Raw genomic sequence first — 20,213 nt, 5'->3', positions numbered from 1 at the left:
GCGACGGTTTCGCCGCCGCCCGCCTGCCGCACGTCTGGCGCCCGCCAGCCGGAACCGGTGATACCGGCCAGGCCGCGCGGGCGCCCCTGTCTTACTCTTTCGCGGTCTTCTGGAAGCGCTCAAGCAAGTCGTTGCCGCGGGCCACCGCCGTGTCCAGCGCGGCCTTCGGCTCCTTCTTGCCGGCCCAGACGGCTTCCAGTTCCTCGTCCACCACGGTACGGATCTGCACCAGGTTACCCAGGCGCACGCCGCGCGACTTGTCCGTGGTCTTCACGACCATTTGCTGCACGGACACATCGGCACCCGGGTTCTTGTCGTAATAACCCGATTTCTTGGTCAGATCGTAGGCCGCCATCGTCACCGGCAGGTAGCCGGTGGCCTGGTGCCAGTCGGACTGGATCTCAGGCTGCGACAGGAACGTGAAGAACTTGGCCACGCCCTTGTATTCCTCGGCCTTCTTGCCGCCCATCACCCACAGCGACGCGCCGCCGATGATCGTGTTCTGCGGGGCACCCTGCACGTCCGGGTAGTACGGCAGTTGCGACACCCCGAACTGGAACTTGGCGTTCTTGCGAATGTTGGCCAGCGATGCCGACGAGCCTGTGAACATCGCGCATTCGCCGTTGAAGAACTTGGCCTGCGACTCCGCCTTGCGGCCGCCGTAGCTGAAGTAGCCCTTCTTCACCATCTCCTGCAGATTGCTGATGTGCTTCACGTGCAGCGGGCTGTTGAAGACCAGACGGGCGTCGGTGCCGCCGAAGCCGTTGTTCTTCGAGGCGAACAGCGTGTTATGCCAGGCCGAGAAGCTTTCCAGGTGTACCCAGCCCTGCCAGTCGGTGGTATAGGCGCAGTTCGTGCCCGATGCCTTCAACTTGGCCGAATATTGCATCACTTCGGGCCAGGTCTTGGGCGGCTCGGACAGGCCCGCCTTCTTGAAGGCGTCCTTGTTGTAATAGAAGACAGTGGTCGAGCTGTTGAACGGGAACGACAGCATCTCGCCCTTCGACGAGGTGTAGTAGCCGGCCACGGCAGGGATGTAGGCCTTCTGGTCGAACTTTTCTCCCGCGTCCTTCATCACCGTGGATACCGGCTTGATGGCGCCCTTGGCGCTCATCATCGTGGCGGTGCCCACTTCGAACACCTGGAGGATCGCCGGCGCGCCGCCCGCGCGGAACGCGGCGATGCCGGCCGCCATGGTTTCGTCGTAGTTGCCCTTGTTAACAGGCACGATCTTGTATTCGGTCTGGCTCGCGTTGAACTTGTTGGCGATCTCGTTAACCTTGTCGTTCAGCGCGCCCTGCATGGCGTGCCACCACTGGATCTCCACCGCGGCGTGGGCGGTGCCGGCCATGGCCAGGGCGGCGACGGCAGCGAATTTCAAGGCGGTGCGTGGAAAGGACATGGACTTCTCTCCTGAGGCTGTTATCAGTCGGGCAAATGGGCAAGAAACGCGAAAAAGCGACCGACTGTATGCATTTTTTGTGACAGCGGCATGTTACGCCCGTCGCACCTCGCCGCAAACCGGGCAAACCCGCCTTGCGGTGCGAATATTGCTGCATTTTGACGACACATTGATGTCACACAATCGGCTGTGCCGCGCCGGGGGACGTTTGCGTACAATTCTCGCCCATGAGCACGATGAAACCCTTCGCCACCTTGCCGGACGCCGCCCTGCGCCGCGTACGCGGCATCCTGACCGACATCGACGGCACCCTGACGACCGATGGACGACTGCCCGCCCCCACCTATCTCGCACTGGACCGGCTGGCCCGGGCCGGGCTACATGTCGTACCCGTTACAGGGCGCTGCATTGCGTGGGCTGAGATCCTCGTCCGGCTCTGGCCGGTCGATGCCATCATCGGCGAAAATGGCGCCTTCTTCTCACATTTGCGCGATAACAAGCTGATCACGCGCTTCCTCGACGATGCGCAGACACGCGCCAGCAATCTTAAGAAGATCCACGCACTTGGCGAGCGGATCTTGCGGGACGTGCCGGGCTGCGCGCTGGCATCGGATCAGGCATGGCACGCGGCGGATCTTGCCATCGACCATGCCGAGGACGTGGCACCCCTGCCCCAGCCGGCGGTGGACCGGATTGCCGCGCTGATGCGCGAGGCCGGCATGACGGCCACGGTCAGCTCGATCCATGTGAACGGCTGGTTCGGCGACCATGACAAGCTATCAATGAGCCGGCTTTGCGTGCAGGAGCTGCTGGGGGATGACGTCGACGCCGCGCGCGACGAATGGCTGTTCATTGGCGATTCGGCCAATGACGCGGCGATGTTCGGCCACTTCCCGTTGTCGGTGGGCGTGGCGAACGTGCGGGAGATTCTGGATCAGTTGCCGGTGGCGCCGGCCTACGTCACGGAGGCGGCCGGCGGTGAAGGCTTCGCCGAGATGGCGGAGCGCCTGTTGGCGGTACGCGGCAACGGCTGAGACTGTTCTTGCTTCTCTCCTCCCCGCAGCGGGAGAGGAGAGAGACGTCTCAACTGCGGGACATCAATCGAATCCCAGCTCCTGCAACTTGCGGGTAATCGTATTCCGTCCAATCCCAAGCCGGGTGGCCGCTTCCACGCGACGCCCGCGTGTGACGCCCAGCGCGGCTTCGAGCACAGCTTTCTCGAAGCGCCGCGTCAGCACATCCATGACCTCGGGTTGGCCGGCTTCCAGCATCGACTTGGCCTCGCCGGCCAGCAGCGATTCCCAGCTCGCGGATACCGCATTGCCTGCGAAGGCCGGTGCGGACGCCATGCCTGGCGCCGTGGCGGTCATCGGCGGACGTGTGGCGACCATCGTGTCGCCCTCGCCTGCCGGCGTGCCCATGCCGTAGTCCGACGTCTCGATCGCGTCATAGTCGCCACCCGCCATGCGCGGCTCGCCACCCGGCGCGCGCATCGACGAACCGGTACTTTCCGCCTGGGACGTGCCGATCATCTCGCGTGGCATATCCTTGACTTCGATGGTCTGCGCCGGCGCCATCACGGTCAGCCAGTTGCACAGGTTCTCAAGCTGTCTCACGTTGCCCGGGAACGGTAGCGTGCTGACGTAGGCCAGCGCCTCGTCGGACATGCGCTTGGGTTCCACGCCAAGCTCCTTGGCACTCTTCTGCAGGAAATGGCGCGCCAGCAGCGTGATGTCCTCGGGCCGCTCGCGCAGCGGCGGCAGCCGCAGACGAATGACGTTCAGGCGGTGGAACAAGTCCTCACGGAACAGCCCCTCCTTCACGCGCGTCTCGAGGTTCTGGTGCGTGGCCGCGATCACGCGCACATTGGCGCGCAACGGGTTGTGGCCACCCACGCGATAGAAGTTGCCGTCCGACAGCACGCGCAACAGCCGCGTTTGCAGATCGAATGGCATATCGCCGATTTCGTCGAGGAACAGCGTGCCGCCCTCGGCTTGCTCGAAGCGGCCGCGCCGCATCGTCTGCGCACCCGTGAACGCGCCGCGCTCGTGGCCGAACAGCTCGGATTCCAGCAGGTCCTTCGGAATCGCCGCCGTGTTGAGCGCGATAAATGGCCCGTTGGCGCGCGGGCTGTGCTTGTGCAGGGCCCGGGCGACGAGCTCCTTGCCGGTACCGGACTCGCCGGTAATCATCACCGTCACGTTCGACTGCGACAGGCGGCCGATGGCGCGGAACACGTCCTGCATCGCCGGCGCCTGGCCGAGGATCTCGGGCGCGTCGACTAGCCGATCGTCCATTTCCTCCTCGCGCAGGCTCTCTTCGAGCGCGCGCCGGATCAGTTCGACGGCCTTGTCAACATCGAATGGCTTGGCCAGGTATTCGAAGGCGCCACCCTGGAAGGCCGCCACGGCGCTGTCCAGATCGGAATACGCGGTCATCACGATGACCGGCAGGCCGGGGTGCCGCGCCTTGATGGCCTGCAGCAGGTCCAGGCCCGATCCGCCAGGCATGCGGATATCGGAAATCAGGACCTGTGGCTCGTCATCCTCCAGCGCCGCGAGCACGTCGCGGACATTGGTAAAACTGCGAGAGAGCAGGCTTTCACGGGCAAGGGCCTTCTCGAGGACCCAGCGGATTGATTGATCGTCGTCGACTATCCAGATCGGCTTCATGTGCGTCGCTTGTCTGCTCGGTGTCATGTGGTCTCCCGTTGTCCCGCCATATTCCCACTCAGGCAGGTCCCGCACCGCTCGCACATCCTGGCCGGTCAGAAGGCGTGGGGTGTCAGTGCAGCGGCAGCAGGATACGGAAGTCGGTACAGCCCGGCCGGCTCTCGCATTCGATCAAGCCCTCGTGCTGCTGCACGAAGGTTTGAGCGAGTGTGAGACCGAGTCCGCTGCCGCCGTCCCTGCCCGATACCAATGGATAGAAGATGCGTTCGCGGATGTCCTCGGGGATGCCCGGGCCGTTATCGATGACATGCAAGTCCAATGCCAGCTTGAACAATCGCTTGGCAATCGTCACCTGCCGCGCCACCCGCGTCCGCAATACGATCTGGGCATCGCCACGCGCGATGCGCTCGTGCAGCGCCTGGGCAGCGTTGTGCACGATGTTCAGCACGGCCTGGATCAGTTGCTCCATGTCGCCGCGCAGGTCGGGCAGGCTCGCGTCGTAGTCGCGCACGATCTCCAGCCCGTTCGGGAATTCGGCCAGCACCACCGAGCGCACCCGCTCCAGGACCTCGTGGATATTGAGGTCCGAGACGATATGCGGGTGCCGGTGCGGCTCCAGCAGCCGGTCCACCAGCGTTTGCAGGCGGTCCGACTCCTTGATGATGACCTGCGTGTACTCGCGCAGGGATCGTTCGGGCAACTCGAACTCCAGCAACTGGGCCGCGCCACGGATGCCCCCGAGCGGATTCTTGATCTCGTGGGCCAGGTTGCGGATCAGTTCCTTGTTGGCCGAGGTCAGGTCGAGGATGCGCTCCTCGCGGTCGCTGCGCACCTTCTGCTCGTTCAGAAGAATCTCAACCAGGACCGTATTGGCATGACCTTCGATCGCCCCGATCACGACGTGGGCATGCAGCGGCTCCTGCAGCGGCGGGCGCAGCACGAGGTCCTGGCGCCGCACGTCGACCTGCCGCGCGATCACCGTCTCGATCATGCTGTCCAGCTCATCGATCTGGCCGAAGAGGTCTGGCAGCGTCAACTCCACCATCGCCCGGCGGGACAGCGCAAAGCTGGCCTCGGCGGCCGGATTCGCGTAGACGACCTGCAGCCCCGGCTGGCGCACCAGCAGCACCGGGTTGGCCACCACGTCCAGGCCGGGGTGGAACGCCGCGTCGCCCAACGGCAGGATCTCGGCTTCCGCCTTGCGGTCTGCTCCGGTGACTTTGCGCGACACTCCGCGAATCAGGCGACCCATGGCCATTTCACTATTCCTTCAGGTTCGATAGCTCACGGCGCAGGGAGGCGGCGTTGGCCTCGCTGCGCGCGACGTCGTCACGCAGGCGCGCCGTGCGATCGAGATATTTCTGATAATTGCGCTCGTTGCCCTGGCGCTCGGGCTCGCCGTTGTTGTACTCGGCGCGCAGCCCGGCCAGCTTGGCTTCCTCGCTCTGGAGTTCCTGCTCCAGCACCGCGCGGCGCTCGCCGTCGCGGTTCTTCTGCGTAGCGCTGTCCACACGCGGGAAGGCCGCAGGAGACGCCGCTGGCGCGGCCGACTTGCCGCCGCCCGAGCTGGCAGTGCGCGTGCCCGGCACCGTGATCACGTCAGGCAAGCTCAGCTTCCTGCAGTCCTTGCTACCGCCCGGATTGCCGTTGCGGTACTCGGGCACGCCGTTCGGGCCCTTGCACATATAGACATCCGATGACTGCGCCGGCGCGGGCCGGCTCCAGGCGCCAAGCCCCAGCGCCATGGCCATCACCATAATGGGGAATCCCACCCGGATCTGGTGCGTCATCCGGTATGAACCCTGGTGCGACAGTCCGCCTTGGCGGCTGCGCATGACCTTGTTTGACATCGCGTTCATGAACATCGGCATGAAGGTTAGGAAAGGAGCCCCATTCTAGCGATCAACCCGCCCGCAAAACAAAAAGGGACAGCCGAAGCCGCCCCTTCCTGGTGCAACTGTTGCCCGGTGACAACCTGGCAACCGGACGCGATTACAGCGAGTAGTACATCTCGAACTCGATCGGGTGCGTCGTCATGCGGAAACGCGTGACTTCTTCCATCTTCAGTTCGATGTAGGCATCGAGCATGGAGTTGGAGAACACACCGCCGCGGGTCAGGAACTCACGGTCGTTGTCGAGGTATTCCAGGGCCTGGTCGAGGCTCGAGCAGACGGTCGGGATCTTTGCATCCTCTTCCGGCGGCAGGTCGTACAGGTTCTTGTCGGCAGCTTCGCCCGGGTGGATCTTGTTCATCACGCCGTCCAGGCCGGCCATCAGCAGCGCCGAGAAGCCCAGGTACGGGTTCATCAGCGGATCCGGGAAGCGCGTTTCGATACGGCGGCCCTTCGGGTTCGCCACGTACGGAATGCGGATCGAGGCCGAACGGTTGCGGGCCGAGTAAGCCAGCTTGACCGGGGCTTCGAAGCCCGGCACCAAACGCTTGTACGAGTTCGTGCCCGGGTTGGTCAGCGCGTTCAGGGCGCGGGCGTGCTTGATGATGCCGCCGATGTAGTACAGCGCGAATTCCGACAGGCCGGCGTAGCCGTTGCCTGCGAACAGGTTCTGGCCGTCCTTCCACACGGATTGGTGCACGTGCATGCCCGAACCGTTGTCGCCCACCACCGGCTTCGGCATGAACGTCGCCGTCTTGCCGTAGGTGTGCGCCACGTTCTGGATCACGTACTTCTGGAGCTGGGTCCAGTCGGCGCGCTGTACCAGCGTGCTGAAACGCGTGCCGATTTCGTTCTGGCCCTGGCCAGCCACTTCGTGGTGGTGGACTTCAACGGGAATGCCGAGCGATTCGAGGATCAGGCACATTTCCGAACGGATGTCCTGGAAGGTGTCGATCGGGGCAACCGGGAAGTAGCCGCCCTTCTTGCCCGGACGGTGACCGCTGTTGCCGTGCTCGAATTCCTTGCCCGACGACCACGGGGCTTCCTCGGAATGGATCTTCACCGAGCAACCCTGCATGTCGACGTTCCAGGTCACGCCGTCGAAAATGAAGAATTCAGGTTCCGGACCGAAGAAGGCGGTGTCGCCCAGGCCGGTGCTCTTCAGGTAGGCTTCGGCGCGCTTCGCGATGGAACGCGGATCGCGGTCGTAACCCTTGCCGTCCGACGGCTCGATCACGTCGCAGGTCAGCACCAGCGTCGGTTCTTCGTAGAACGGGTCGATGTGGGCCGTGTTCGAATCCGGCATCAGCAGCATGTCCGAAGCTTCGATACCCTTCCAGCCGGCGATCGAGGAACCGTCGAAGGCGTGGCCGCTCTCGAACTTGTCTTCGTCGAAGTGCGACACGGGCACAGACACGTGTTGCTCCTTGCCTTTGGTATCCGTGAAACGGAAATCGACGAACTTGACGTCGTTTTCCTTCACGAGCTTCATCACATCTGCAACGCTGTGGGCCATGCCTATCTCCTGGAAATTCGGGCTGAGTCTGGGAAAGCCATTGTTGGGTCCGGCCCCGGAAAACCCTCGCGGGAACCGCCCCAAAAGGGACGAGGAATGTTAGCAGAAAGCATGCCAACCGACGCCCTCATTTGCCCTCGCCATCCCGAAAAATGTGCAGTGATCGGTCACGCCGCACCGTGGCGGGGGTCGCGGATTGCATACAACTCGACCGGGCCGTGCCGGCGCGGCTAACGATCCACTTGCGCACCGCCACGCAGCAACTTCATCAAACACCATTACGGTGCATGAAGCAAGAAAACGCACTATTTTAGTGCTGTCGCACCAAAATGCGCACCGAAGACGGGCGCGCGCCGCGAGCACTGATTTTCCGGGGATGGCCGTGGCTGCGCGCTAGAATAGCGCCGAACGCGGCGACATCCCAGTGCCGCGCCAGATGCCGGGCAACGCTGTTGCCCCGGCACAGCGAACCCGCTTTTCTCCCGCTTCTCTTATTGACTCCGTCACAGAAGATGACTACCCGAGACGACCTCCTCCAGGCGGCGCACGCGCGCCAGCAACAGAACCAGCTTGCGTACTTCGGCGCGCTGGACCCGCAGCAAGCCTATGAACTGCTGCAGGCCGACCCGAAGGCTGTGCTCGTGGACGTACGCACGCAGGCTGAACTGGATTGGGTAGGCGGCGTGAACCTGCCGGACGAGCAATTCGCCCATGTGGAATGGAACAGCTACCCCGGCGGCAAGCAAAACCCGAATTTCATCGAGGAACTCAAGGCTCGCGTCCCGACCGATGCGCCGGTGCTGTTCCTGTGCCGCAGCGCCGCGCGCTCGAAGCACGCGGCCCGGCTGGCGGCCGAGGCCGGCTATTCGTATGCGATGGATGTGCTGGAAGGCTTCGAAGGCGCCCGCGACGAGGAATACCACCGCAAGACCGTGGAAGGCTGGTGCAAGCGCAACCTGCCGTGGCACGGGGCGTAAGGGGAGCCGTCAGCTAGCGCCCGTCCATGGCGTGTGGGAGCGGGGTCGCCCGCTCCGCGCGCAGGTCAGCCAGCGCCTGGAGACAGTAGTGCCCGAACCAGGGTACGGCAAAGATCAGAATCGCCATGTATGCCCACATGACGAACAACAGGACCACCGGCAGCAGAATGAGGACTGCCATGGACCCGATGCCTACCATATTGACTAGCCAGCCCAGGAAGCCGCACAAGACGCCGATGCTGATCAATGGCGCTTCGCACGAGTTCCCGCATGCCACCCATCAGACTGGGTTTCTACTGCTCGACGATCTCGTACCCCATGGCGCGGACGCCCTCGAGCAGCATCGCATAGGCCGGCGAGATCTGTTCTGCCGGCCCCTTCACCCCGAGGTCGATGTGGCGCCGCGCGAAGCGGTCGCCCCGGCTCACATCGCCCACGGATGGCAGGCTGAATACGCGGATGCCGGCGAATGCGGCCTCCACCTGCTCCATCAGCGGCGTCAGGGTGGACTCGGGCGCCTCGAACACATAGAAAGCGCGTGACTGCGCCACTTCCAGGTGGAACAGGTGAGCGTAATAGTGGTCCAGCACCCATTCCATCATCGGCCACGCCATGACCGGGAAGCCGGGCATGAAATGATGGTCGGCGACCGAGAAGCCCGGAATGCGGTTATAGCTATTGGGGATGATGCGCGCCCCGACCGGAAATTCGCCCATCTTGAAGCGATGCTGGTTCTCGGGCAGGTTCAGGTCCGCCTTGACCGGGTCGCCGTTGGCGGTCTCGGCAATGCGCAGCGCAATCTGCTCACGCGCCTCGGGGTGTAGCGCCAGTTCCACGCCCAGCGCGGCCGCCGCACACTGGCGCGTGTGGTCATCCGGCGTGGCGCCGATGCCGCCCGTGCAGAAGACCACGTCTGGCCCAGCCAGCGTGCGGCGCAGCGTGGCGGTGATGCGCTCGCGCTCGTCGCCCACATACTCGGCCCAGTCCAGCGCCAGGCCGCGTGCGCCCAGCAGTTCGATGGTCCGGCGCATATGCTTGTCCTCGCGCCGTCCGGACAGGATCTCATCGCCGATGACAATCAAACCGAAACCCATGGTGTTCCTCGCTCAGGATTGTTCAATGCGGCGCACGTCGCCCGGCGCCAGGTCGATCACGTCGGTAGCTGGCGGCGGCGGGGGTGCCGCGGCGTCGCGCTCGGCGCGCAATTCGGCCAATGCCCGCAGGCAGAAATGGCCGAACCAGAGCGCCGAGAAGATGAAGATCAGCACGTACAGCCACAGTGTGCCGGCCAGCACCACCGGAAACAGGAAGATGATGACAGCCGACCAGACCCACAGCAAGGTCGGCGCGGAGCCGAGCAGGCCCACGGCCACGCCGATCATCAGCAGCGAGGTGCGATGGCGCTTCATCAGCGTCTTGCGCTCCTCGGCCGTGGCGTGCTCGGCCAGGGCGTCGTAGGTCATCACACGGTAGGTGAGCCAGCCCCACAGCACGGGCGGAATCAGCGCGAAGAACGGTGGAATCAGCCATAGCGGCATCGTCACGAGCACCAGCAGCAGGAACACCACGGTGTTGCCGAGCGCCTGGAACACGCTGCCGGCGACGCTGCCGCCGCGCGCCTTGAGCAGCCCCGGGTAGCTGCGATCCAGGTGTTTCACCACGGCCGGCACCGAGAACAGGCTGATGAAGATCAGCATCGACGCAATGACCAGCGGCACGGCCATCGTCAGCACGAACAGCGGCGCCACCACGGTGCGCAGCGACTGCAGGCCGAGCCAGTCCAGCGCGGAGTAGATCCAGCTCGTGAAGACGGAACCTTCGAGGATGGCGCGCGCGCCGCCCATGATCGGGTCCCAGCCCCACCAGATCAGGCCGCCCCAGAGCACGGTGGCGAGGACGAATGGCACCAGCGTCAGCATCAGCATGCGCGGATGCAGCTGGCTGATCAGGGCACGGCCAAACGAGCGGAAGATATCGTTCATTCAGGAAAGAGGAAAGCGGTCGGAAAAACCTTCAGAGCCTAGCACAGGCCGAAAAGATCCCACGCCGACGGCGTTCCCGGTCAGCGCAGGCGCAGCAGCCGCTTCACGCCCAGCCACTGCTGTGCCAGGAATCCCGCGCCGTAGTCGCGGCCGTGGCCGGTGGGTGGCGGAAGCTGGTCCCGGATGCCCGTCGGATGGTAGGCATCGACGAATCGGGCCGTCCGGAACAGCATGTCCCACCACGGAAAGATCACGCCGTAGTTGCAGCCGCCAAGCCGCACCGGCTTGCCTGCCGTCTGCTGCTCATGGCCGAGCCCCACCGCATGGTGGGTGCGATGGAAACGCGGCGAGACCAGCAGCCGCTCGCCAAGCCAGCCGAAATGCAGTCGCAGGTTGGCATGCTGGAGACTTTGCAGCAGTTGCGAAAGCGCCACCAGCAGCACGTACTGCGACGGCTCCACGCCAACCGCCAGCGCCACGGTCGCAAAGACCGCGTCGCGTAGCATATCGTCCAGAAGATGGTTGCGATTGTCGCTCCAGAGCGTCATCTGGCGCTGGCTGTGATGTGTGGCGTGCAGGCTCCACCACCAGCGGTAGGTATGCGAAAACCGGTGATACCAGTAGTCGAGCAGGTCGAACAGCAGCAGGTAGACGAAGAAGCTGACCAGCGGGATCGACGTCACGCCGGGCCACCAGTCCTCTACATTGATCCGCTGCCAGCCCAGCAGGCGCAGATGGCCCTCGAGGCCATCCATCAGCGGTGCCAGCACGAAAAACATCGCGAGCCGGAACAGGCCCAGGCGATGGATCATCGTATAGAGCATGTCGGTGCGCACGGCGGCGCGGTCCGTCACCGGCTCCACGGGTCGCAATTTCTCCAGCGGCCCAAGAATCAGCGCCATCACTGCGATCTGCACCACCCCAACCAGCAGCCATTCGGTGCCGGTGAAGGCGTCCTCGGCGTAGCCGCCGAAACCGAGTTGGTAGACCACCGGCAGCACCACGTCCTGGAATACCGTGGCTTCCACCTGGCCCGCCCAGAGGCTGATCCAGTTAGTGAATGCGTCCCACATTACCGCCTGCCCTCCGCCCCGTGCTGCTGGAACCAGTCCTTGTAGCGGGGATGCTCGCGCAGCGTGGCGAAGCAGAATCCCTTCTGTTCGAGGCCGGTCAGCAGCGGTTCGAGCACACCCGGCGCCCAAGGGTCCTTGCGCGACCAGATGCCAAGGTGCGCCATCGTAATATCGCCATCCCGGAGGTCACGCAACGCGCGGTCCAGCAAGGCCTGATTCGGAAATTTCTCGGACGACAGCTCATCGCCGAGGAAGCCGGCCGGCGCCCAGCCTACATGCCTGAAGCCGCATTGCTCGGCCCAGGCCAGCGTCTGCGGGGCGGTGCGGCCGCCCGGCGCACGCCAGATCGGCGCCATCGGCTGGCCCGTCATCGACTGGAACGCCTTGGCACTGCGGCGCAGTTCCGTGCAGAACGCGTCGGCTGTCATCGCGACGTCCTTGCCGCCCTGCGCGCCAAACTGCGGACGCATCGTCACCTTGTCTCCGTGCACCCCGCGCAGGTAGACGTGGTCGAACGTATGGGAGCCAAACACGTGCCCATCGGCGGCCAGCGCCTTCCAGTAAGGGGCCCAGGTCGGGTCGAGGGAGTTGTCGTGGTTGACAGTCGGCTCGCTGGCCAGAAAGAACGTGGCGCGGATATGGTGCCGGCGCAGTGTGCGGGCGATCAGTTCCGCCTGGCTCATGCTGCCGGTGTCGAAGGTCAAGTACAGCGTGCCGGCGCGGCAACTGGCGGCGGCGTCCGCCGCCGAGGCAGCGCCGGCCAGGGCCAGCATCGATGCCAGCACGGCAAGAATACGAATCAGCAGCCGAGCCATGTCGAACCCTGTCTCAATAGAGCGGCGCCCGCGTGCGGAAGTAGATGCCGTGCGGCGACTTGCCCACGCGGATGGTCTTGACCAGCTTGCGGCTCGCCACGTCGATCAGCCCCACCGAGCGCGCCCAGCGGAACGTCACCCAGAGCGTCTTGCCGTCGGCAGTCAACTCCATGTCGTCCGGGCCCGGCAGCAGGCCGGTGATGTCGCCCACCTTCGAGAGCGTCTGCTGGTCGATGATGCTGATGGACCCCGAGACGCGATTGGTCAGGAACAGGTGGCGCTTGTCGCCCACCGCGCGGAAGTTGTGCGCGCCTTTGCCGGTCTGGATCTGCTTGACCACGGTGCGCGTGCGCCAGTCGATCACGGCCACGTAGTCGGCGCCCGTCATGCCCACCAGCAGGTATTTCTGGTCCGGCGTCACCCAGATTCCAGCCGGCGCCGAGCCGGCGTCCATGGTCCAGAGCACGGTCAGCGAATTGAGGTCGATCGCGGCGATCTGGTCGCTGTCCTGCAGGGTGATGAAGGCGATCTTGCTGTCCGCCGTGAACGCGATATGGCTGGGCGTCTTGGGCAGCGGGAACTGCTTGGCGATCTTGAGCTGGCGGCCATCCCAGCGGTAGACATCCACGCGGTCGAGCCGGTTGCCCGTCGTCACGAACCATTTCTGGTCCGGCGAGAAGCCAATCTGGTACGGATCGTCGATATTCGGCACGCGCTGCTGCACCTTGCCGGTCACCGGATCCAGGAACACCAGGTCGTTGCCGACCGCGTTGGCCACGATCAGCGACTTGTCGTCCGGCGTGGCGATCAGGTGGTGCGGTTCCTTGCCGACGGGAAAGGTTTCCAGCACCTTCTGCGTGTCCTTGTCGATCAAGGTGACGGTTGCATCACCCGAATTAAGGATCGTCACAACCTCCGCGCGCGCGGAGGCGGACACCACTGCCAATGCCAGCGCGCCGACCGACACCACGCTAGCCACAACACGACGCAACGAGAGCATAAGACCGTCAACCATGAGGAATCGGGCATTCTAACGTTTGAGCCGGGGGTTCCGCTGACCGTTTGCGCGAATTTATCTTTCGCCGGGCATTCGGACACAAACCGTGGTTTTCGACACAAACCCCGCTTCAGCGCTGCATGGACTCCCACACCTTCTGCAAGCGCTTGACCGACATCGGCACCGGCGTGCGCAACTCCTGCGCGAACAGCGCGATGCGCAACTCCTCGAGCATCCATCGGAATTCGTCCAGCCGGGCATCCTCGGCCCCCCTGCCCTGCGTGCGGAGCAGCTTCTCGGCGCGCTGCCACTGCTGCACCAGCGGCGCCATTTCCTGGGTACGCTGGCTGTCGCGGCCGGGGTCGCCCTTGAGCTTGTCCACGCGCATCGCCATGCCTTTCAGATAGCGCGGGAAGTGCACCAGCTGCGTGTATGGCGTATCGATCACGAACGACTTCGTCATCAGCCGCGCCAGCTGCGCCTCCATGTCCTGATGGGCGGAGCCGAACGGCTTGGCCTGGAGCAGCTTGCGCGGCAGCCCCGCGTATTCGGCCAGGATCGCGCCCACCAGCCGCGCCATCTCCTGCGCCAGCAACGACAGCCGCGCGCGCCCCTCGTCCTTGCGGGCGTTGAACTCGGCCTCGTTGCGCGGCAGCGGCGCCTGCATGCAGGCACGCTCCAGCGTGACCATCACGATCTGGTTGCGCAGTTCCTCCTGCGTGCCCAGGGTCATGTACTGCATCGCCATTTGCTGAAGATTCGGGATGTTCTTCTCGATGAACTTCACCGGCTCGCGCAGTTGGATCGCGAACAGCCGGCGCAGCCCCGTATGGTGGATGCGCGCCGCTTCCTGCGGGTCGTCGAAGACCTCCACATCGCAATGGTCGCCATGATCCACAAGGGCCGGATAGCCGAACAGCGTCTGGTTGCCCTTGCGGATTTCCAGCAGTTCGGGCAGTTCGCCGAACGACCACGACGTCAGGTTTTCGTACTGGCCGGCCTCGGCCGCCGGCACGTCGCGGGCGGCAATGTTCTGGAACGACTGCTGCGCCTGTCCGCCGAACTCGGCTCGCAACTGCGCCAGATTTCGCCCCATTTCGAGCTGCCGGCCATGCTCGTCGATGACCTTGAAGTTCATCGAATGATGGGCAGGCAGGGTCTCCAGCTTGAAGTCGGCGCGCCGTACCATGGTGCCGGTCTGCTCGCGGATGTCGGCAATCAGCACGTCGATCAGTTCGCCCTCGCCAAACGGCTGGCGATCGACAAACCCGCCCGCATACTCGGGCAGCGGCACGCAGTGGCGGCGCAGCTTCTGCGGCAAGGACTTCAGCAGCAGGTGCACCTTCTCCTTGATCATGCCGGGCACCAGCCATTCGGTGCGCTCGGGCCGCACCTGGTTCAGCGCGTATAGCGGCACGGTCAGCGTCACGCCGTCGCGGTGGCTGCCAGGCTCGAAGTGGTACGACAACCCCATGTCCACGCCGGCAATCGGCAGCAGCTTCGGGAACAGGTCGGTCGTGATGCCGGCCGCCTCGTGCCGCATCAGTTCGTCGCGGTTCAGGTACAGCAGCTTGCGATCTTTCGCGCTCTCCGCCTGGTACCAGGTCTCGAAGCTGGTCTGGTTATGGAGGTCCGCGGGAAGCGCGCGGTCATAGAACGCGTAGATCAGCTCGTCGTCCACCAGCACGTCCTGCCGGCGCGACTTGTGCTCCAGATTCTCAATTTCGCGTCGCAGCCGCTGGTTGTGGGCGTAAAACGGCAATTTCGTGTCGAATTCGCCCTCCACCAGCGCGCGGCGGATAAACAGCTCGCGCGCCTCGGCGGGGTTCATCGGCCCATAGTGCACGCGGCGATGCTGGTAGATGGGCAGGCCATACAGCGTGCCGCGCTCCATCGCCAGCACCTGGCCGGCCTTCTTTTCCCAGTGCGGATCGCTCCAGCTCACCTTCAACAGATGGCGACCCACCTGCTCGATCCATTCCGGCTCGATCCGCGCCAGCGTGCGTGCGAACAGCCGGCTCGTCTCGACCAGTTCAGCGGCGATGATCCAGCGGCCCACCTTGCGCGCGATCAGCGAGCCCGGCCACAGGTGGAACTTGATGCCGCGCGCGCCCAGGTACTCGCGCCCGCGCCCGTCGGCCTCGTCCAGCTTCAGGCCGACGTTCCCGAGCAGCCCGGTCAGCAGCGCCTTGTGGACTTGCTCGAACGTCGGTTCCGTCTCATTCAGGCGCCAGCCCTGCTCGGTCACCGTCGTCAGAAGTTGCGAGTGAACATCTCGCCACTCGCGCAGCCGCACGTGCGAGAGGAAGTTGGCGCGGCACTGGTCCTGCAGCTGCCGGTTGGTCTTCTTGTGCGCCACCGCCTCCTCGAACCACTTCCACAGCTTGACCCAGCCCAGGAACTCGGACTTTTCGTCCATGAACTTGCGATGGGCCTGGTCGGCGGCTTCCTGCGCCTCCTGCGGACGGTCGCGCGGGTCCTGCACGGACAGCGCGCTGGCGATGATCAGCACCTCGCGCAGGCACTGCTGCTCGCGCGCGGCCAGGATCATGCGCGCCACGCGCGGGTCCAGCGGCAGCTTCGCCAGCTGGCGGCCCGTGCCGGTGAGCTGGTTGGCCTCGTCCACGGCGCCCAGTTCCTGCAGGAGCTGGTAGCCATCGGCAACCGCCCGGCCCAACGGCGGCTCGATGAACGGAAACGACTCGATGTCGGTCAGCCGCAGCGCCTTCATGCGCAAAATCACCGCCGCCAGCGACGAACGCAGGATTTCCGGATCGGTAAAGCGCGCGCGCGCGATGAAATCAGATTCCTCGTATAGACGGATGCAGACGCCATCGGCTACCCGGCCGCATCGGCCGGCGCGCTGGTTGGCGGCGGCCTGCGAAACCGGCTCGATCTGCAACTGCTCCACCTTGTTGCGGTACGAGTAGCGCTTGACGCGCGCAAGCCCCGTATCCACCACATAGCGGATGCCCGGCACGGTCAGCGAGGTTTCGGCCACGTTGGTCGCCAGCACGATGCGCCGCGCGTTCGACGGCTTGAACACGCGCTCCTGCTCCTGTACCGAGAGCCGCGCGAACAGCGGCAGGATCTCGGTATGCGGGGGATGGTGCTTGCGCAGCGCCTCGGCGGCCTCGCGGATCTCCCGCTCGCCTGGCAGAAAGACGAGAACGTCGCCGGGACCGAGCCGGCACAGCTCGTCCACGGCCTCGACAATGCCGTCGTAGAGGTCGCGCTCGCGGGCCTGGGCGGATTTCGGCGCGGCGTCGGGCGGCGCATCGGACTGGATCGGCCGGTATCGCACTTCCACGGGATACAGCCGCCCGCTGACCTCGATCACCGGCGCCGGCTTGCCGTTGCGGGCGAAGTGCTCGGCGAACCGCTGGGCGTCGATCGTCGCGGACGTGATGATCACCTTCAGGTCCGGCCGCTTCGGCAGGATCTGGCGCAGGTAGCCGATCAGGAAGTCGATGTTGAGGCTGCGCTCGTGCGCCTCGTCGATGATGATCGTGTCGTAGGCGCGCAGCAGCGGGTCGTTCTGGGTCTCCGCCAGCAGGATGCCGTCCGTCATCAGCTTGACGGACGCGCCGGCGGACATCGTGTCGTTGAACCGCACCTGATAGCCGACGTTCTGGCCCAGCGGCGTGCCCAGTTCCTGGGCAATGCGCTTGGCCGTGGACGTGGCGGCGATCCGCCGGGGCTGGGTGTGGCCGATCAGGCCGCCGCCTTCCTTGCCTTCCCGCGCCGGGCCACGGCCGATCGACAGCGCGATCTTCGGCAGCTGGGTGGTCTTGCCGGAGCCAGTCTCGCCGGACACGATGACCACCTGGCTGGCCTGCAGCGCGGCGGCGATCTCTTCGCGGCGCGCGGAAACCGGCAGCGCCTCGGGGAAGGTGATCTCGGGCAGCGGATTGGCCAGGCGCACCGGACGCGCCGGGCGCTCCGCGCGCGGCTGACGCGGCTCGCGCGGGGGCTGGGCGTCACGCGGCGGGCGCGGCGCGCGCTCGGACCGCGGCTCGCGCCGCTGCTCGGAAGACTCCTGGGGCCGCTGCTCGGGGGGCTGGCCCGCCGGGCGCGCCTCACGGGGTGGACGAGGCGGGCGTGGCGGCCGGGAAACAGGTTTGACGGGGCGTTGTGCTGACATTGGCCGGGATTATAATCCGCGGCATGAACGCCAGAACCTCCAATGCGCAGGCGCCTGCTCCGGCCCCTGTCGCCCCCGACGAAGATGCCCCCGCTGCCCTGAGCGCAGCCCCCCTTCCCGTCGCCGAACCCGCCACGCCCATCCCGTCCGCCACGGCCGCCGCCGAGCTGGCCGAGGCCAGCGGCCCGGACCACCAGCAGTTCGTGGACTGGCTGCGCGCCGTCGCACCCTATATCCACGCCTTCCGCGGCAAGACCTTCGTAATCGCCTTCAGCGGCGAGATGGTCAAGGCCGGCGTGCTCAACGCGCTCGTCAACGACGTGGCGCTGCTGCACGCCATGGGCATGCAGATCGTGCTGGTCTTCGGCTCCCGCCCGCAGGTGGAAGAGCAGCTGGCATTGCGCCATGTGGAATCCCAGTACGCGGACGGCGTGCGCATTACGGACAACGCCGCGCTCGAATGCGCCAAGGAGGCCGCCGGCGAACTGCGGCTGGACATCGAGGCCGCCTTCAGCCAGGGCCTGCCGAACACGCCGATGGCCGGCGCGCAGCTGTCGGTGGTCTCCGGCAACTTCATCACCGCGCGGCCGGTGGGTATCGTCAATGGCGTCGACTACCAGCACACCGGGCTGGTGCGCAAGATCGACTACGACTCGATGCACATGTCGCTCTCGCACGGCAAGGTAGTACTGCTGTCGCCGCTGGGCTTCTCGCCCACCGGGCAGGCGTTCAACCTGTCGATGGAAGACGTGGCCAGCGCCACCGCCAGCGCGCTGAAGGCCGACAAGCTGATCTTCATCACCGAAGTGCCCGGCGTGCCGGACCCGGTGGGCAAGCTGATGAAGGAGATGTCGCTGCGCACGGCCGTGGAGCGGTTGCAGAACAACCACCTGCCGCCGGACGTGGCCTATTACCTCGAACATCTGGTCAAGGCGCTCAAGGGCGGCGTGCCGCGCGCGCACCTGATCCCCTATTCGCTTGACGGCTCGGTACTGCTGGAACTGTTCCTGCACGATGGCGTGGGCACCATGGTGTCCGATACCGACCTGGAAAGCCTGCGGGAAGCCACGCTCGACGACGTGGGCGGCATCCTGCAACTGATTGCACCGCTCGAGGCCGATGGCACGCTGGTGCCACGTGGACGTCACCTGATCGAGCGGGATATCGGCAATTTCTCGGTGATCGAGCACGATGGCGTGCTGTTCGGCTGCGCCGCGCTCTACGAATTCCCGCGCGAGAACATGGGCGAGATGGCCTGCCTGACGGTCTCGGCCGAGGCCCAGGGCACCGGCGACGGCGAGCGACTGCTCAAGCGCATCGAGCGCCGCGCCCGCGCGCTGGGGCTGGACCGGCTGTTCGTGCTCACCACACGCACCGAGCACTGGTTCCTGAAGCGTGGCTTCGTCCACGCCACCGTGGACGACCTGCCCGAGGACAAGCGCAAGCTCTATAACTGGCAGCGCAAGTCGATGGTGCTGATGAAGAAACTGTAACGCCGGCAGGGCCAAGCCCAGCCTTGGCCGGGCTTGGCTACAATAGCGGCCACGCAGCCGCCCAGAACCGGCATCACGAATCGGCGTCCCCTCGCACCACAAAAGCGCCACGAACAAGGAGTTTCACATGGCCCGCATGGTCCATTGCATCAAGCTGAACAAGGAAGCCGAAGGCCTCGACTTCCCGCCGCTGCCGGGCGAACTTGGCAAGAAGATCTGGCAAAGCGTGTCGAAGGAAGCCTGGGCCGGTTGGCTCAAGCATCAGACCATGCTGATCAATGAGAATCGTCTGAACATGGCCGACGCCCGCGCGCGCCAATATCTGCTCAAGCAGACCGAAAAGTACTTCTTCGGCGAAGGCGCCGATGCTGCCGCCGGCTACGTGCCGCCAGCGAACTGATTCGCCAGTCTGGAAAAACAAAAAAAAGGGGTGCTTTATCAAGCACCCCTTTTTCATGGGCGACTGGCTGAGCGGCTCGGGCCGCTCGGGCCATACATCCTATTAGTAGTCCGTGCGTTGCACGCCCTGCTCCGTGCCCAGCAGCAGCACATCCGCGCCACGCAGCGCGAACAGGCCCACCGTCACCACGCCCGGGATCTGGTTGATCTGCTGCTCGATGTCCTTGGGCTGGCTGATGCGCAGCGCCGAGACGTCCAGAATCACGTTGCCGTTGTCAGTCTTGTAGATGCCGCCTTCCTTGGTCATGCGCAGGCGCGGCTGGCCGCCCAGCGCGGCGAGCTTGCGCGCCACAGCGGCACGTGCCATCGGGATCACCTCCACCGGCAGCGGGAAGGCGCCGAGCGTGTCCACGAGCTTGCTGCCATCGGCGATGCAGACAAAGCGGCCGGCCACGGCGGCCACGATCTTCTCGCGCGTCAGCGCGCCGCCGCCGCCCTTGATCATGGCGCCCGAGGCGTCGATCTCGTCGGCGCCGTCCACGTAGACGGGAATCTCGTCCACTTCGTTCAGGTCCAGCACCTGGATGCCGTGCTGCTGCAGGCGTCGCGTGGAAGCCTCCGAGCTGGACACCGCGCCCGAGAAGCGCTCCTTGAACGCCGCGATGGCGTCGATGAAGAGGTTGGCGGTGGAGCCGGTGCCCACGCCGAGTACGGCGCCCTGGGGCACTTCCTGCTTCACGTAGTCGGCGGCGGCTTGCGCCACCAGCGCCTTGAGTTCATCCTGCGTCATGTGAAAACAGCCTGATTGCTTGGGGGGAAACGCGTAGTGTAGCGGATCGGCGTGTGACGGC

The 20,213-nt window shown here is 65.2% G+C and carries 17 protein-coding genes; 4 read left to right on the top strand and 13 right to left on the bottom strand.

From position 1 onward, the window contains the following. Positions 1–91: 91 nt before the first annotated feature. Complete coding sequence (ugpB, locus tag SB751_RS10310) at positions 92–1,402, bottom strand: sn-glycerol-3-phosphate ABC transporter substrate-binding protein UgpB (protein ID WP_144200816.1); 1,311 nt, start codon at positions 1,400–1,402, stop codon at positions 92–94. 236 nt (positions 1,403–1,638) lie between these two features. Here ugpB and SB751_RS10305 point away from each other — a divergent pair, with 236 nt between their 5' ends. Continuing rightward, complete coding sequence (locus SB751_RS10305) at positions 1,639–2,436, top strand: HAD-IIB family hydrolase (protein ID WP_409558940.1); 798 nt, start codon at positions 1,639–1,641, stop codon at positions 2,434–2,436. Between the two features lie 63 nt (positions 2,437–2,499). Here SB751_RS10305 and ntrC read toward each other — a convergent pair whose 3' ends face one another. From ntrC to SB751_RS10285, 4 genes are all read right to left on the bottom strand, one after another. Then, entirely contained in the window at positions 2,500–4,074 is a 1,575-nt protein-coding gene (gene ntrC / locus SB751_RS10300) for a nitrogen regulation protein NR(I) (protein WP_144200818.1), read from the bottom strand. A 112-nt stretch (positions 4,075–4,186) separates the two neighbouring features. Next, positions 4,187–5,326 (bottom strand): nitrogen regulation protein NR(II), encoded by a 1,140-nt coding sequence (glnL, locus tag SB751_RS10295; protein WP_144200820.1) that lies wholly within the window; start codon positions 5,324–5,326, stop codon positions 4,187–4,189. 10 nt (positions 5,327–5,336) lie between these two features. Next, positions 5,337–5,864 (bottom strand): DUF4124 domain-containing protein, encoded by a 528-nt coding sequence (locus tag SB751_RS10290; RefSeq protein ID WP_410748058.1) that lies wholly within the window; start codon positions 5,862–5,864, stop codon positions 5,337–5,339. Between the two features lie 202 nt (positions 5,865–6,066). Next, complete coding sequence (locus tag SB751_RS10285) at positions 6,067–7,482, bottom strand: 3-hydroxylaminophenol mutase (RefSeq protein ID WP_144200822.1); 1,416 nt, start codon at positions 7,480–7,482, stop codon at positions 6,067–6,069. 512 nt (positions 7,483–7,994) lie between these two features. Between SB751_RS10285 and SB751_RS10280 the strand changes: the two genes are divergently transcribed. Then, positions 7,995–8,459, top strand: a complete 465-nt coding sequence (locus tag SB751_RS10280; protein WP_144200824.1) for a rhodanese-like domain-containing protein — start codon at positions 7,995–7,997, stop codon at positions 8,457–8,459. A gap of 13 nt (positions 8,460–8,472) precedes the next feature. Here the strand turns inward: SB751_RS10280 and SB751_RS10275 are convergent, their stop codons facing one another. From SB751_RS10275 to hrpA, 7 genes are all read right to left on the bottom strand, one after another. After that, positions 8,473–8,640 carry a hypothetical protein gene (locus SB751_RS10275; RefSeq protein WP_186296937.1) on the bottom strand — a complete coding sequence of 56 codons (168 nt, stop codon included), beginning with the start codon at positions 8,638–8,640 and terminating at the stop codon, positions 8,473–8,475. A gap of 112 nt (positions 8,641–8,752) precedes the next feature. Next, positions 8,753–9,553 (bottom strand): competence/damage-inducible protein A, encoded by an 801-nt coding sequence (locus SB751_RS10270; protein WP_144200826.1) that lies wholly within the window; start codon positions 9,551–9,553, stop codon positions 8,753–8,755. A 12-nt stretch (positions 9,554–9,565) separates the two neighbouring features. Continuing rightward, entirely contained in the window at positions 9,566–10,441 is an 876-nt protein-coding gene (locus SB751_RS10265; RefSeq protein WP_144200828.1) for an EI24 domain-containing protein, read from the bottom strand. 80 nt (positions 10,442–10,521) lie between these two features. Next, on the bottom strand, positions 10,522–11,514 hold the full coding sequence (locus SB751_RS10260) for a sterol desaturase family protein (protein WP_144200830.1): 993 nt from the start codon (positions 11,512–11,514) through the stop codon (positions 10,522–10,524). Continuing rightward, positions 11,514–12,329 carry a polysaccharide deacetylase family protein gene (locus SB751_RS10255; protein ID WP_211943898.1) on the bottom strand — a complete coding sequence of 272 codons (816 nt, stop codon included), beginning with the start codon at positions 12,327–12,329 and terminating at the stop codon, positions 11,514–11,516. The genes SB751_RS10260 and SB751_RS10255 overlap by 1 nt, the downstream gene beginning before the upstream one ends. A gap of 13 nt (positions 12,330–12,342) precedes the next feature. Beyond that, a complete protein-coding gene (locus tag SB751_RS10250; RefSeq protein ID WP_211943906.1) occupies positions 12,343–13,329 on the bottom strand; it encodes a beta-propeller fold lactonase family protein in 987 nt (328 codons plus the stop codon). A 127-nt stretch (positions 13,330–13,456) separates the two neighbouring features. After that, complete coding sequence (hrpA, locus tag SB751_RS10245; protein WP_377731770.1) at positions 13,457–17,470, bottom strand: ATP-dependent RNA helicase HrpA; 4,014 nt, start codon at positions 17,468–17,470, stop codon at positions 13,457–13,459. Positions 17,471–17,493: 23 nt separating this feature from the next. On the opposite strand from hrpA, the gene argA reads away from it, so the two are divergent. Both argA and SB751_RS10235 read left to right on the top strand, forming a co-directional pair. Further along, a complete protein-coding gene (gene argA / locus SB751_RS10240) occupies positions 17,494–18,963 on the top strand; it encodes an amino-acid N-acetyltransferase (RefSeq protein WP_211943946.1) in 1,470 nt (489 codons plus the stop codon). A 127-nt stretch (positions 18,964–19,090) separates the two neighbouring features. Then, a complete protein-coding gene (locus tag SB751_RS10235; RefSeq protein ID WP_144200838.1) occupies positions 19,091–19,363 on the top strand; it encodes an oxidative damage protection protein in 273 nt (90 codons plus the stop codon). A 102-nt stretch (positions 19,364–19,465) separates the two neighbouring features. Here the strand turns inward: SB751_RS10235 and rpiA are convergent, their stop codons facing one another. After that, positions 19,466–20,152: a ribose-5-phosphate isomerase RpiA gene (gene rpiA, locus SB751_RS10230; RefSeq protein WP_144200840.1), complete on the bottom strand. Its 687-nt coding sequence runs from the start codon at positions 20,150–20,152 to the stop codon at positions 19,466–19,468. Positions 20,153–20,213: the final 61 nt, after the last annotated feature.

Source organism: Cupriavidus sp. SIMBA_020 (genome assembly GCF_046535395.1).
In the GTDB taxonomy this organism is placed as follows: domain Bacteria; phylum Pseudomonadota; class Gammaproteobacteria; order Burkholderiales; family Burkholderiaceae; genus Cupriavidus; species Cupriavidus campinensis.
The sequence above is the reverse complement of the archived record's forward strand: the minus strand, read 5'-3'. Positions and strand labels throughout refer to the sequence as shown.